The following is a 14,090-nucleotide window of genomic DNA, read 5'->3' on the forward strand; positions in this document are numbered from 1 at the left end:
ACTTTCCGTTGTTCAATATGCGTTATCTTCTTATCTAGTTTGTCCAGTTTTATGTAATGAAACCCTGTCGTCCAGAACTTTGCTCATTGACGTGAATCCAAGCGATCTTTAAAATTCTAAACAAGTATAAACAACTTTGCGTTCTGTCCTATTAGGGACGTTATGCGTGTATACGAGAAAGTATAAGAGCAATTTATCAGCCAGATTTAAAGGAAGGGAGCAACGCCATGGAGCCGCTGACGGACCCTTTTGGACGTTTACACGATTACATCCGCATTTCGGTTACCGACCGCTGCAACCTGCGTTGCATCTATTGTATGCCAGCGGAAGGGATGCAATTCCAACCGCAGGACGAGATTCTGAGTTACGAGGAAATTACCGCAGTCGTTAAGTCGCTAGCCCCTCTTGGATTACGTAAAGTACGACTAACTGGTGGAGAACCTCTTGTCCGCAAAGATCTGGAAAAGCTTGTTGCTATGATATCTGCGATCCCAGGTATAGAAGATATTTCGCTGACTACAAATGGTTTAATGCTTCCAGCCAAAGCAGCACAGCTAAAAGAAGCCGGTCTGTCACGGGTAAACATCAGCCTAGACTCCTTACGGCAGGATCGATTTTCTATGATTACTCGTGGCGGCGAAGTCGCCAAGGTATTAAAGGGGATCGAGGCCGCACAAGCCGCCGGACTTCAACCGATAAAGCTTAACGTTGTATTGATGAAAGGAATTAATGACGACGAAATCAAAGACTTCATCTCCCTTACGCTGGAGAGTCCTCTAAATGTACGCTTTATAGAATACATGCCGATTGGCAGTGCTACTGATGCTTGGCGCCAGACTTATCTGCCTCTGGAAAGGGTTGTAGAAGCTTGTACTGAGGCTGGTTGGGAAACGGAAGCGGCAGAAATGCCCTCCGGGAATGGCCCTTCCCAGAATCGGCGGGTTGTCGGAGCCCCTGGTACATTCGGCCTGATTCATCCGGTGAGCGATCACTTCTGCGATAATTGCAACCGCCTGAGACTTACCGCAGATGGGCACATCAAAGCTTGCCTGTATTGGGCAGATGAATACAATGTCCGTCCTTTAATAAGCGATCCTGCTGCTGTGCAGGCCTTATTCCGGAAAGCGCTGGGCAACAAACCCCATAACCATGAAATGGCCTTAGCTCTGGAGAAAAAAGCACAGAGCCACACGCCGACAGCTCGGCGCATGTCTCAAATTGGTGGATAAACGTCCATCCCGGTATTATAGTTCCTCTTTTGATTGCATAAATACAAAAACGCCGCTTTCCCACTGAACAATCTGGGAAAGCGGCGTTGTGCTTAAAGCTTAGCGATGAGCTATTCAATCACTATTAGAGAGATAGAGCTTCGAGCAGCTTAGAAATAGTCGCCGCCGCCTCGGCTCTTGTAGCCTTTTTCTCAGGACGGAAGGTATTGTCTTCGAATCCACCCAGAATACCGGCTTCAGCTGTTTTTCACATACAGCAAGTTTATTTCATTCGTACTGGCAAGCTCACCTTGAACGCTGTCCCATCCCCCGGGCGACTATTTGCAGTTACCTTACCTTCATGCAGCTCAACGATTTTTTTAACCAATGACAGACCTAGTCCACTACCGCCACCACTTGCGGTTCTAGCTTTATCTGCCTTATAGAAACGCTCGAAGATCCGAGGCAGATCTTCCTCCGAGATGCCAATCCCACTATCTTGAATCTCCACCTCTACCTGCTCATCCACCATGCGAAGGCTAATATGGATGCAACCGTTCTGCGGAGTAAACTTGATACTGTTATGCAGCAGATTAGTCCAAACCTGACTCATTAAATCTTTTACAGCAGATACATTCACTTCTTCCAGTTCAGCCTCTACCTCTATTTTTTTCTCCAACCACTGTGGTTCAGAAGCCAGAATCGTATCTCTAAGCTGCTTATCCAGGCGGTAAATCTGATTTTCAAACGGAAAATTGCCCGATTCAAGCGCGGACAGCTTCAATAAATTATCACTGAGCCCAGATACGCGGGTACTCTCAGCCACTATAATATTAAGGTAGTGCCTCCTGCTCTTCACACTCAGAGTTTCATCCTGCAGCGCAAGAGCAAACCCCCGAATAGAGGTTAGCGGAGATTGAATTTCATGCGATACATTAGAGATAAAATCCTGACGCATGGTCTCCATCTGGCTCAGTTCGCTGGCCATTACGTTGATACTCTCTACAATCTCACCGAAATCACCGTAGTCCTTTGTATTATCAAGTACCACATTGAAATCACCCTTAGCAATCCGCCCTAAACCTTCGATAATTGATTTATAAAAAACACGTTCCCAGCCCCGGAATAACTTGGAGGTTACCAATGCCATCAAAAACAAAATCACAATTCCGACCATCACGCCGATTAACTGGGTCAAATACTCCGAAGAGGGGCGTCCAACCCTGCCATATATCCAGTTCATCAAGAAATAAGCTGCACTCCAGCTAATCCCAACACCACCGAAGTAAATAAAAGTCATCCCAATCCGCTTAAGAAGCTCCTTAAACCGGTTCATGCCTCTGCCTCCAGCCGATAGCCTAATCCGCGGATGGTACGAATAACAAACCCGTATTTATCAGGAGCGAACCGTTCGCGTAAACGGTTGATATGCACATCGAGCGTCCGCTCATTCCCTTCAAAATCATAACCCCATATCTCTTCGATTAGCCTGTCTCTAGTCAATGTCTGCCCCGGATAGCTGCCCAGCTTAAATAATAGCTCAAATTCCTTAAGCGGCAAGGTGACTTCTCCATACGCTGAGGATACCTCGTAGGTTTTACGATTCATTCGCAGCCGGCCAATCCCCACACTTTGTGCAGCAGAGATTTGGTAACGTTTGAGCAGCGCCTTTACTCGCGCAATAAGCACCACTGGCTCAAAGGGTTTGACGAGATAGTCATCACTTCCCAGCTCAAAGCCCTTCACAATTTGTGAGGTCTCTCCCTTAGCCGTCAGCATCAATATCGGAAAATCATAGGTTTGGCGCATCTTCCGGCACAGCTCCCAGCCATCCAAATTGGGCATCATCACATCAATAATGGCTAAGTCTATGTTATGGCTCTCCAGAATCTGAAGAGCCTCCAGTCCATCAGAAGCTCCATAGATGTCATCCATCCCCTCAGCTCTCAGAAATACTTCTACCAATTCGCGGATGTGCGGATCGTCGTCCGCTACTAGTATTTTTGTCATGTATCACTGGAGCCTCCTCTTTATTGTCTTGAATCTCAAGGTTATTCATCTGCAGCTGCTGGGTGGCAAATTCACGATATAGCTCATGGTTTTCCAGCAGTTCTTCATGTCTTCCCATCCCGGTAATCTGGCCCTTTTCCATAAAAATAATCTGCTCAGCATTTACAACAGTAGCCAAACGGTGCGCAATTACAATCGTAGTCCGGCCCTTCATCAAATTGGACAGTGCCTTCTGCACTACGGCCTCTGATTGGCTATCCAGACTGGAGGTCGCCTCATCAAGCATAAGAATCTTTGGATTCCGCAGCAGCGCTCTAGCAATAGCAATCCGTTGCCGCTGTCCACCCGAGAGCTTCACACCTCTCTCACCGACATCCGTATTATATCCTTCAGGAAGCTCATCGATAAAGCCATCTGCATAAGCCATTGCTGCTGCTGCACGCATCTCCTCCATGCTAACGTCGCGATCCAATCCATAGGTTAAATTCTCAGCAATCGTACCTGCCAACAATGGGCTTTCCTGTGAGACGTACCCGATCAGTTTCCGCCATGAGCGTAATGAGAAGGTTGACACTGGTTTATCGCCTAGCTTAACCATACCTTTCTGAGGCTCATAGAATCGTTCGAGCATTGAAAATAATGTAGTCTTGCCGCCCCCGCTCGGTCCAACAATAGCCGTCACCTGACCCGGAAGCATCCGGAAGCTTACATCGGTTAGCACATTCTCACCATTTTTATATCCAAAGCTTAGATCTTCTACCGAGATAGGACCCTCTGCACCATTCGCCTCTTCCTGGCCCTCATATACCTCCTCTTCTGCTGCCAGGGTTTCAATAATGCGCTCTGATGCCCCTTTAGCTTTCTGAATCTGTGTAAAGAACGTGGTCAATTGAGTAAGCGGCATAATAATCTGAATAAGATACAGGATAAAGGCTACCAGCTCTCCAGCTGTCAAAGCCCCGGAAGATACCTGCATTCCGCCATAACCGATAATGACCACAAGTAACATCATAAAGACAAAAGAGACAAGTGGACTGATCATAGCGCTGATTTTGCCTTCACGAATGCCAAAGGAGAGCAGGTTCATAATTCCGGTTTTGCCTGCTTCGTACTCTTTTTTCTCTGCACCCGAGGATTTCACCAGACGGATCTCTGACAATACACCACTAAGTGTGGCGGTAAAAGAAGCTGTTTCGTCCTGCATGCCTTTGGAGATTTTGTACATCTGCCGTCCAAGCGGCACCAAAATCAACGCAGATAGTGGAAGAACGGTGAACAGAACAAGCGTCATCTTCCAGTTCAAAAATAAAAGCACAGCAATGGAGCCCACAATGGAAATCACTCCGGTAAATAAGCTGGCCAGATGTTCAGAGATCAGCGTTTTGATGATCCCTGTATCATTCGTCATCCGGCTGACGCTTTCTCCTGTCCGATTATCATTGTAATAAGCTACTGGCAACACTAAAAATTTACGCCATAACCGGTCACGAAGACCTGCAACCATCTTCTGGCCTACATAATTCAGCAGATAGATAGAGATTCCCCCGGCGATCGTCTGCGCGATAAAAGCACCCGCTATGCCCACAATTTGCAGCTTGCTGACAGAAGCCAAAGAAAAGCCATCCACCAGATTTTTGGTGAACATTGGGATCACCAGACTAACCAATGTCGAGATCATGCTTAGTGCAATGGCTATTGCCAATAAGCCGTATGAAGGCTTGGTTTCTTTTAATAATGTGAGAAATGGCTTCAGCGCCGTTTTCCCCTTAGCTTCGGATTTTTTCATGCAAAAACTCCCCTTTTCTTGGTGAATCTGCGAGAAGAATGTATCATCTCTGTTTCGCTTAACCCTATCCTAGCCCTGAATTGTAAACTGAAGTTAAACCCATTGATTCTCTTTTATACAAACGTAGATAGGGTAATCCTCAGGTATATTCCTAGTAAGGAAGAGCAAACGCCTAACATTTCTGCCACCTGCAAACTTGTTATATGCGTTTTTTGTGACTTAGCGGATCAAATTTAAATAAACGTTAAAAAAATGTAAAAAAGTAAAAAAGGAAGTTTGTATCCCTTTTCAACACGTGTTACAGTGATAGAAGGGCCTAATATTGGTCAGTATATCCATGCAAGACATCTAGTGGGAAAGGAGTGACGCATTTGCGGAAAGGCGTTAACTATCCATCTTCTTTCACGTCTTTAAAATGGTTCAATTTTTTTGTATACGGAACCATGGTCCTCTTCTCCAGCTTCTTTCAACTATACCTGCTGGATGTAGGGATGAACAAATTAGAGATCGGTGCCGTATTTTCTATGGGTGCGCTAGTATCCATCTTTGCAAATCCATTCTGGGCAATCTGGACTGACCGATACCAGAATATCCGGAGAATCGTTTTGCTTATGTTAATCGGAACGTTAGTATTATCCCAGCTTATGTTTCGGGCAAATACATATGAGATGATCTACATCTCCATTCTTTTGTTCTATTTCTTCCAAGGACCGTTATTTGCTCAGAGCAATACGATGATTCTCAGCTATATTGACGGAACTAACTATCGCTTCCGTTCTTTTCGGCTTTGGGGTTCATTGGGGTGGGCACTAATTGCAATTGCCGCCGGATTGGTCCTTGATTGGGCTGGTGTATCTATCTTGTCCTATCTGTTTGCAGGCTTACTATGTGCATCAATGTTATCCATTCTTGCATTACCGAAACTTAACCATACCATTGGCATGGCTCCTATGCCGTATAGAGGCTTCAGCAAACTAATTTATAATCCCTTTTTCTTGTGTTTCATATTGTTTGGTATCCTAGTTTCCATACCGAACACCATGAACACTACATTCATGTCTTTGTATATTACGGACCTAGGCGGCTCCAAGGGAATGATTGGTCTCGCAGTATTCCTCTCCTCTATTTTGGAAGTGGGTGTATTTGTTCTCTGCGACCGATTCCTTAAACGTAAAATATCTGTTCTGCTCGGCTGGCTTGCGCTGGTTAGCGCTTTATTCGTACTACGATGGTGGTTCATGGCGGACGCGACTACAGCCCTCCAAGTAGTGCTCATTCAAATTTTACACTGCATAACATTTGGTGGTTTCTTCTATGTAGGCACTCAACTGACCATGCTTCTTATTCCAAGACCTTACCGTGCTTCAGGACAAGCGCTCTACACACTGACTTGGAGCGGTATAGCCGGTATTGTTGGAGGAGTTCTCGGAGGTTGGATGTATCAAAATCTAGGGGCACAGAGCATGTATCAAGCGGGTGTCTTCTTGACACTGTTTGGAACGCTAGGCTTTACTTTCATGTGGCTCTTTGTAAACCGTGGAGGCTACCGGCCCCCTACAGAGGATGAGGAAGAACTCTCTCACATCGAAATATTATAAGCGAAAATATAAAAAACAGGCGCAAACGTACCTAAACGGGACGTTTGCGCCTGTTTTATTATAAAGAACCTGAACGAATCAAGTGTTAGCCTTGTTTTGGAGGCTGAAATGAACTCTTCAGTGAAACGATAAGATTGAATACGAGATGCCCAGGCGCCGAATATTTGCTATCTACATTAAAATAGCCATGACGGAAGAACTGGAATTTATCCTGAGCCACACTTTCCTTAAGCGCGGGTTCCACAAAACCTTGTAAGATTTCAATGGATTTAGGATTAAGCTGATCCAAGAAGCTAGGCTCCGCTTTCTCTACCGTGGAATCCAGACCTTCAACTTCTGCAGCCTCATCTACTTCTTCAGCAGAAATCAGTGGCTCGTATAAACGGAATTCTGCAGGCACAGCTTGACTAGCTTCTACCCAGTGCAGAGTACCTTTTACCTTACGGCCTGTAAATCCACTGCCACTCTTTGTTTCCGGATCATACGTACAATGCAGTTCAACAACCTCGCCATTCTCATCTTTAATGACTTCATTACATTTGATGAAATAAGCATGCTTCAGACGTACTTCATTGCCGGGGAACAAGCGGAAATATTTATTGGGCGGATTCTCCATAAAGTCGTCGCGCTCAACATAAATCTCACGAGAGAACGGAATTTGGCGTACACCCATTTCTTCATTCTCTGTATTATTCTCCGCTTCAAGCCATTCTGTTTGGCCTTCCGGATAATTGGTGATAACAACCTTAAGCGGACGAAGTATAGCCATGGTGCGAGGCACAGTTAACTTAAGGTCTTCCCGGATAAAGTGCTCCAGCATTTGCAGGTCCACTAGACCCTGACTCTTGGAGATCCCTGCTTCGTACACGAATTTACGAATCGCTTCCGGCGTATATCCTCTGCGGCGCAGGCCGGAGATCGTTGGCATCCGCGGATCGTCCCAGCCATCCACATGTTTTTCGTCTACCAGCAGCTTCAGCTTACGTTTACTAGTCATGGTTTGAGCGAGATTCAGACGGCCGAATTCATATTGATGCGGAACAGAAGGCATCTCACATTCCGCTACGACCCAATCATAAAATGGGCGTTGATCTTCAAACTCAAGCGAACAAAGGGAGTGAGTTACTCCTTCAATGGCGTCCTCAAGTGGATGAGCGAACGTGTACATCGGGTAGATGCACCATTTATCCCCTGTATTATGGTGATGCGCATGAGTAATCCGATAGATGACAGGATCACGCAGATTAATATTTGGTGATGCCATATCGATCTTGGCACGAAGAACCTTCTCACCATCTTTGAATTCCCCTGCCCGCATACGGCGGAACAGATCCAAATTCTCTTCGATACTGCGCTCACGATGTGGACTGTTCTGTCCTGGCTCTGTCAGCGTTCCCCGCAATTGGCGAATTTCATCCGCGCTGAGGTCATCTACATAAGCTTTGCCTTTAGTAATTAATAATTCGGCACGTTTGTACATTTCTTCAAAATAATCCGATGCAAAACGCAGCTCTTCCCATTCATAGCCCAGCCACTTTACATCTTCCTGAATGGAGTTCACATATTCCGTATCTTCTTTGGCAGGATTCGTGTCGTCAAATCTTAGGTTAGTCTTGCCACCGAACTCGTCCGCCAGTGTAAAGTTAATCCAAATCGCCTTGGCATGTCCGATATGTAAGTAACCGTTCGGCTCCGGCGGAAAGCGTGTGACAACTTCTTTTACTTTACCCGTACGGAGGTCTTCGGTAATAACATTTTTAATAAAATTGGAGGGGGTAGTACGGTTCTCCACAGCTATCAACCTTTCGTTCTGTAGTGTTACACTACTTCTTGTATAAACATGTTTCCTACTAATATACCCGTTAACTGTAGATTGTTCAATAAAAGGGGGCACATGGCCTGGATCAATTTTTAGCATCTTTAGACCTTTTGACTTCTCTGCGGGCGATAGAGTAGCATGATAATCATAAGAAAAAATCCATAATCATACATAAGGCCTTGTGCCGAAAAGGAGGCAACTGCTTGTTTAATTATGTCATCGACGAAGAGCTTATCTTAAAGCCACTCATGCCTGAGCATGCTAGGCACATATTCGCGTTAGTGGAGCGCTCGCGGGAACGACTTAGGCAATGGCTTCCTTGGGTTGATGCCGTTACGGAACAGGATCACACCCTTAATTTCATTAAAAATGCTATAAAACAAGGCACCGACAATGGCGCCTTCACTGCTGGACTTTGGGTCCGCGGCGAGCTCGCTGGCGTCATTGGGTATCACCAGATTGACTGGCATAACCGTTCCGTAGGGATTGGTTATTGGCTTGGTGATGGATATGAAGGCAAAGGTTATATGACCAGTGCCTGCCGAGTTCTAGTAGACTACGCCCTGCTGGAAATGGAGCTGCAGCGGGTAGAAATTCGCTGCGCAACCGCCAACGTAACTAGCCGGGCAATTCCTGAACGGCTTGGTTTTGTGCTTGAAGGTGTGATCAGACAGGCAGAAAAGCTGCCCGATGGCTACGTGAATCACGCCGTATATGGTTTATTACGTAGTGAGTGGCAGCTGCTCGGCTAAGTTACTTAAGCAAAGCAAAGTTAAACAAACACGCAAGCAGAAATAAACCTGGCTGGCATACGCCCCCAGGTTTATTTTATTGAGCAGACCAAGATTAGATCTCTGGCATACCCAGCTGTTTTCGAAACTTGTTCCGTACTACGGCTGAGAGGGCTTCCAGCTCCACAAGCTCTGCCAGAGCAGCCTCCTCTTGCAGCCCAACCTGCATTAAATGCAGTACATGCGCCACGGAAGCATTGCTGTCTCCGTTTTCTTTTTTGACAATTGCATCGCCGGTTGAAATCATTCCTTCACGAAGTACACGCAAGTAAAATCCGCTATACCTTGTATCCAGAACTTGAGCCGGAAGATCTGCGGGTCCATGCTTTTGTGAGATTTTGAAGCAAGGATATCTTGGCTGGCTAACCTGAAGCAGAGTGGTGCCTATTTCATATACGTCGCCAATACACACCTCTATCTCCAGCAGACCCGTTGTGGTGATATTTTCTCCGAAAGCCGAGTACTCCAGTTTCTTTCCCAGCTGCTGTTCCCAATAAGGATAGTGCTCAATGGGATAGGCGCACACCGCCTTGTCAGGACCTCCATGATATTTAAGATCTGCCTGACCATCTCCAACAAATCCATTGGTATGAAGCTGAACCGATCCTTCTACAGGCGTTTTATAAATTCCGGTCTCCAAAGGTTTTCCCCGATAATCCACCGTCACCGGCCGACCGACATTAAGCGAGACGATCTCCATATCCATTTCCTCCTGTCAGCATGCAGCTCATAAATATCTCATCCACATAACGGCCGCCAAGATAAAACTCCTCCCGCAGACGTCCCTCTTCCACAAAACCGCATTTCCGATAAAAAGAAATCGCTGATTCATTACAGGATAATACACGCAGGCGAAGCTTACGAATAGCATGCGCCGCAGCATGTTCCTTAATGGCTTCCATGAGCTGCCGGCCGATGCCTAAACGTTGATAGTTCGGATGAACAGCAATATTAACCTCGCACACATGCCGGTTGCTCTCCATTCTACTAGGGCAGCCAAACCCGACATATCCACATAGCTTGTCATCTTGCAGCGCTACGAGCTGAGAGCCCGGGGGAGCATTCAGCAAGAAATCCTCTTGTGAGCGCCACAACATAGGTCCCGGGCTAGTGTCCTCTGTCCAAATCAGATGGTCCAGATCAATGAGTTCTCGCACGTCTTTAATCTCTGAGGGTCTAATAGTTAACCTTGCCTTGTTGATTTGTTTCATAAGATGTACACCCCTTGCCTTGCACCTCTATAGAATTCACAGCAGATGTTGGAATCCACTGTGTATAGTTATCTTACGGACCGCTCTAACGAATGGCCTTTACGATTGACTAAAGAATGGATGACGAAAAATCCTACAGACAGCAGCGCCATCGCACAGGCCAGCCAGGCTGTCGGTGCCAAACCACCGCTATCATACAGTCTGCCCATGAAGTAAGGGCCAATGACTCTCCCGACTGCACCTATCCCTCCGCTTAGTCCCAAATAAAATGGTGCGCTGCGCCCCGCATGATCCGAGATAAAGGATGGCATCGCTGGAGAAATCAGCATTTCTCCCAGTGTAGCAAGCACCATTCCGAGCACTAAGCCAGGATAATTAGGCATCCACAAAAGAAACGCATAGCCACCCAAATAAAACAGGGCACTTGCAGTCATTTGCGCCGTTGAGGTAGACGCGAACCAGCGCTTAATCATTGTTACCAATGGCTGAGCTGCAAAAATCAAAATACCGTTCAGTGTCCAGAGAAAACCATAAGTTTTCTTAGGCCAGCCCTCTGAAATAATGAACGGAGATACCCCTGTATTCCAGATAGAGTTACCGAGAAGCAGGAACAAAGAACCGATCCCCATATAAAGATAAATACGAGTATGCCCCATTAGCTTCCACGTGGATTGTTTCTCTGGTTCATTCTTCTGATGCCCCATTACCTCATGCGCAGGTTCTCCACCGATTTTCTTCAGATATATAAAAAAGAAACCCGCAAATACCGCCGAAGTTACACCATTCATTACAAAGCTTAGCATATAGGAAATATCGGCCAAAAACCCGCTTAATGCCGTCCCCAGTGCTACACCAATATTATTGGCGACATAAATAACATTAAACAGCTCACCACGCTGCTTCGTGAAACGAAAGCCGATAAATGCCTGAATGGCAGGTAATGATAAGGAATTAAATAATCCTACCAGTCCCATTGCTACCATAAATAACGTCCAGTTGTTACTAGCTGCCGGCAAGGTGAACAGTGCCAAAGCATTCATGGCGAGCGCTCCGACAATCAGCCGGTTAACGCCTACCTTATGATAGAGTGAGCCCCCGAGTAGTTGACCCACGATCCCACCAACCGATTGAATAAGAATCACCAGTCCAGCATCTGACATGCTGCGTCCAAGCTCATCAAATACATACATCGTAACGAGCGGCCACATCAGCGCACTACCTGTTGCGTTAATTAGGCTGGCAATTAGAAATATTTTCACTTCTTTTGGATATGCCTGTAAAAACTTCATAAGTAGTGTACATCCCCTGTTATATATGTGTCATTAATTCATCCAGTATCATCCCAAAACAGGGCTATGAGCAAGCATACACATTGACGTTTTATCGTGATAAAGTACGCATGAAATCTAGAGGATAAGACGCATATATCGCATGAAATATCCCGTCTCCCTTGGGGTTCACGTCCGCAGTCCTCCCTAGTTCTAATATCTATTCTTATTTTAAAGCCGTGGCTGTCGTCCGTAAAGCAAACTAAACAAGAAGAAACTGATTCGCTTTTAGAAAGACGGGGTAATAGAGCCTAGAAACACTCCCCCTTCAAAATTCGCCGTGATCCGATTTCGTTCCCCCGAGCGCGGATAAATCACGGCGGATTTTTTTGTGTCTACATAACAAAAAGCACCCCTAAAACATTAACGCCACCAATAAGGCAGACCTTGAATGTTCTATGGAGTGCTCTATAAGACGAGCTTAAGCGTGTTTTTTGACACTGCTGCCGGACATGCTATCTACGGATTGAATAGCCGTAGGTGCTTTACGCAAGTATGCCATCCAATAGGCAGCTGCGACAAATATTGCCCCACCCGTTAGATTGCCGAGCCAGACGGGAACAAAGTTAGTGAAGTATTGCCCCCATGAATAATAACCTTCAAAAATAGCTGCTGGAATTAGGAACATGTTAGCTACAACGTGCTGGAATCCGATCGCAACAAAGGCCATCGTTGGAAACCAAATACCAAGGATTTTGCCGCTGAAGTTATCTGCTCCATAGGAGAGCCATACGGCCAGCGCAACGAGCCAGTTACAGCCGATACCCGAAACAAATGCCGGAAAGAATTCTGCATCGATTTTATGACCAGCCATATCCACCAATTTTTCTAAATACACACCCTCTGAAGTTAAACCCACCACATGACCGAAGAAATAAGCTACAAATAATGCCCCTGCCAGATTACTAATCGTAATGAGCAAAAGATTCTTCACAACTTCCCAGAAAGAAATCTTCTTAGCCATAAAAGCGAGCGGCACGGCCATCATATTCCCTGTCAGCAGTTCTCCACCTGCAAGGAGTACCATGATCAGCCCAACGGGGAAGACTGCGGCTCCGATAAAGTTAGCAATGGAACCCCATTCCTGTGGTGCGCCAGCAATGACGCGAATATCTAATAAAAACCCGAGCGCAATAAACGCTCCTCCCAAAAAGCCCAGAATAAGTACGGTACTTAGCGGATTATGAGCTTTTTTTATGCCGTTCTCTACAGTTACTTCGGCAATTTGCTGCGGTTTGCTATAAGCCATGGTTCCTATCCCCTTCATCTATTTACTTCAAATTTGTTCCTTTATGACCATTGTAGCGTGTCGTAAAATACATTAACGTGATAATTATCACTTTGAGAAAACTAAGTGAAAGTTTTCACTGACATGTCAAATTTACTGCGACCTGAGCACAAATAGAAGTTTGTGTATGACCGGCTAAGCCAGCATATCTTGTTTCGTTGGATTACATTTGAGCGTACGCAGCAGCTATCGGACACAGTTGTCCTTATATGCAGCTAGATCTCACAGTAGCTATACCTCACTGTAGTCATACCTCACTATAGTCATACTTCACTATCGGCATTCTATCGGACTCGGATGACTCTAATCGTAGCTTTTGAGCATATTTGGCCCACACCCGGACATCGGACTCAGATAACCTTATTCGTAACTTTCGAGCACATTTGACTCGCTATCGGACTCCATAGTCGCTATTAGCACCAAAAACACACTAGTTGTACCTCGTTCTATGTAATAGCTGCACTGGAGTCCGAAAGCACACTCAAAAGGCGATTATTTGCTAAATAGCGGCTTCTGAGTCCGAAAGCTTCTGCAGGGGGCGATGACTCGGCACGATCGGACTCAGTTGACCTTATATGTAGCTTTTGAGCACATTTGGCTCGCTATCGGACCCCATAGTCGCTATTGGCACGAAAAACACACTAGTTGTACCTCATTCTATGTAATAGCTGCATTGGAGTCCGAAAGCACACTCAAACGGCGATTTATTGCTAATTAGCGGCTTCTGAGTCCGAAAGCTTCTGCGGAGGGCGATGATTCAGCACGATCGGACTCAGATGACCCTAATCTTAGCTTTCGAGCACATTTGACTCACTATCGGACCCCATAGTCGCTATTAGCACGAAAAACACACTAGTTGTACCTCATTCTATGTAATAGCTGCATTGGAGTCCGAAATCACACTCAAACGGCGATTATTTGCTATATAGCGGCTTCTGAGTCCGAAAGCATCTGCGGAGGGCGGTGACTCAGCACGATCGGACTCAGATGACCTTATACGTAGCTCTTGAGCACATTTGGCTCGCTATCGGACCCCATAGTCGCTATTGGC

General features: G+C 45.9%; 11 protein-coding genes. 3 read left to right on the plus strand and 8 right to left on the minus strand.

The annotated features are described in order from the left end of the window. The first annotated feature begins 227 nt into the window (after positions 1-227). Positions 228-1,229 carry a GTP 3',8-cyclase MoaA gene (moaA, locus tag NST94_RS27935; RefSeq protein ID WP_076301452.1) on the plus strand — a complete coding sequence of 334 codons (1,002 nt, stop codon included), beginning with the start codon at positions 228-230 and terminating at the stop codon, positions 1,227-1,229. Positions 1,230-1,491: 262 nt separating this feature from the next. Here moaA and NST94_RS27940 read toward each other — a convergent pair whose 3' ends face one another. The 3 genes from NST94_RS27940 to NST94_RS27950 are packed head-to-tail and all read right to left on the minus strand — an operon-like array spanning position 1,492 to position 5,004. Next, a complete protein-coding gene (locus NST94_RS27940; protein WP_076192343.1) occupies positions 1,492-2,544 on the minus strand; it encodes a HAMP domain-containing sensor histidine kinase in 1,053 nt (350 codons plus the stop codon). Further along, positions 2,541-3,218 carry a response regulator transcription factor gene (locus NST94_RS27945; RefSeq protein WP_076123953.1) on the minus strand — a complete coding sequence of 226 codons (678 nt, stop codon included), beginning with the start codon at positions 3,216-3,218 and terminating at the stop codon, positions 2,541-2,543. Before NST94_RS27945 ends, NST94_RS27940 begins: the two co-directional genes overlap by 4 nt. Continuing rightward, positions 3,148-5,004 (minus strand): ABC transporter ATP-binding protein, encoded by a 1,857-nt coding sequence (locus NST94_RS27950; RefSeq protein WP_076301453.1) that lies wholly within the window; start codon positions 5,002-5,004, stop codon positions 3,148-3,150. The genes NST94_RS27945 and NST94_RS27950 overlap by 71 nt, the downstream gene beginning before the upstream one ends. 362 nt (positions 5,005-5,366) lie before the next feature. On the opposite strand from NST94_RS27950, the gene NST94_RS27955 reads away from it, so the two are divergent. After that, positions 5,367-6,602 (plus strand): MFS transporter, encoded by a 1,236-nt coding sequence (locus NST94_RS27955; protein WP_305953522.1) that lies wholly within the window; start codon positions 5,367-5,369, stop codon positions 6,600-6,602. An 85-nt stretch (positions 6,603-6,687) separates the two neighbouring features. On the opposite strand, the gene NST94_RS27960 is transcribed toward NST94_RS27955, so the two are convergent. After that, positions 6,688-8,394: a glutamine--tRNA ligase/YqeY domain fusion protein gene (locus NST94_RS27960; RefSeq protein WP_076182280.1), complete on the minus strand. Its 1,707-nt coding sequence runs from the start codon at positions 8,392-8,394 to the stop codon at positions 6,688-6,690. Between the two features lie 230 nt (positions 8,395-8,624). Between NST94_RS27960 and NST94_RS27965 the strand changes: the two genes are divergently transcribed. Next, positions 8,625-9,173 carry a GNAT family protein gene (locus NST94_RS27965; RefSeq protein WP_036681941.1) on the plus strand — a complete coding sequence of 183 codons (549 nt, stop codon included), beginning with the start codon at positions 8,625-8,627 and terminating at the stop codon, positions 9,171-9,173. A gap of 94 nt (positions 9,174-9,267) precedes the next feature. Here the strand turns inward: NST94_RS27965 and NST94_RS27970 are convergent, their stop codons facing one another. The 4 genes from NST94_RS27970 to NST94_RS27985 form a co-directional block, all read right to left on the minus strand. After that, positions 9,268-9,912 (minus strand): MOSC domain-containing protein, encoded by a 645-nt coding sequence (locus tag NST94_RS27970; protein ID WP_081383177.1) that lies wholly within the window; start codon positions 9,910-9,912, stop codon positions 9,268-9,270. Then, a complete protein-coding gene (locus NST94_RS27975) occupies positions 9,893-10,423 on the minus strand; it encodes a GNAT family N-acetyltransferase (protein WP_038573668.1) in 531 nt (176 codons plus the stop codon). The genes NST94_RS27970 and NST94_RS27975 overlap by 20 nt, the downstream gene beginning before the upstream one ends. A gap of 68 nt (positions 10,424-10,491) precedes the next feature. Further along, positions 10,492-11,712, minus strand: coding sequence for an MFS transporter (locus tag NST94_RS27980; protein WP_036681946.1), 1,221 nt, complete (start codon positions 11,710-11,712; stop codon positions 10,492-10,494). 460 nt (positions 11,713-12,172) lie between these two features. Then, positions 12,173-13,000, minus strand: coding sequence for a formate/nitrite transporter family protein (locus NST94_RS27985; RefSeq protein WP_036681949.1), 828 nt, complete (start codon positions 12,998-13,000; stop codon positions 12,173-12,175). Between the last annotated feature and the right edge of the window lie 1,090 nt (positions 13,001-14,090).

Source organism: Paenibacillus sp. FSL H8-0282, from assembly GCF_037963825.1.
Lineage (GTDB): Bacteria > Bacillota > Bacilli > Paenibacillales > Paenibacillaceae > Paenibacillus_AQ > Paenibacillus_AQ odorifer.

Excerpts from the sequence above, each read along its gene's own strand:
- moaA (WP_076301452.1), top strand. The coding sequence starts at position 228 with ATGGAGCCGCTGACGGACCCTTTTGGACGTTTACACGATTACATCCGC.
- NST94_RS27940 (WP_076192343.1), bottom strand. The coding sequence starts at position 2,544 with ATGAACCGGTTTAAGGAGCTTCTTAAGCGGATTGGGATGACTTTTATT.
- NST94_RS27945 (WP_076123953.1), bottom strand. The coding sequence starts at position 3,218 with ATGACAAAAATACTAGTAGCGGACGACGATCCGCACATCCGCGAATTG.
- NST94_RS27950 (WP_076301453.1), bottom strand. The coding sequence starts at position 5,004 with ATGAAAAAATCCGAAGCTAAGGGGAAAACGGCGCTGAAGCCATTTCTC.
- NST94_RS27970 (WP_081383177.1), bottom strand. The coding sequence starts at position 9,912 with ATGGAGATCGTCTCGCTTAATGTCGGTCGGCCGGTGACGGTGGATTAT.
- NST94_RS27975 (WP_038573668.1), bottom strand. The coding sequence starts at position 10,423 with ATGAAACAAATCAACAAGGCAAGGTTAACTATTAGACCCTCAGAGATT.
- NST94_RS27980 (WP_036681946.1), bottom strand. The coding sequence starts at position 11,712 with ATGAAGTTTTTACAGGCATATCCAAAAGAAGTGAAAATATTTCTAATT.
- NST94_RS27985 (WP_036681949.1), bottom strand. The coding sequence starts at position 13,000 with ATGGCTTATAGCAAACCGCAGCAAATTGCCGAAGTAACTGTAGAGAAC.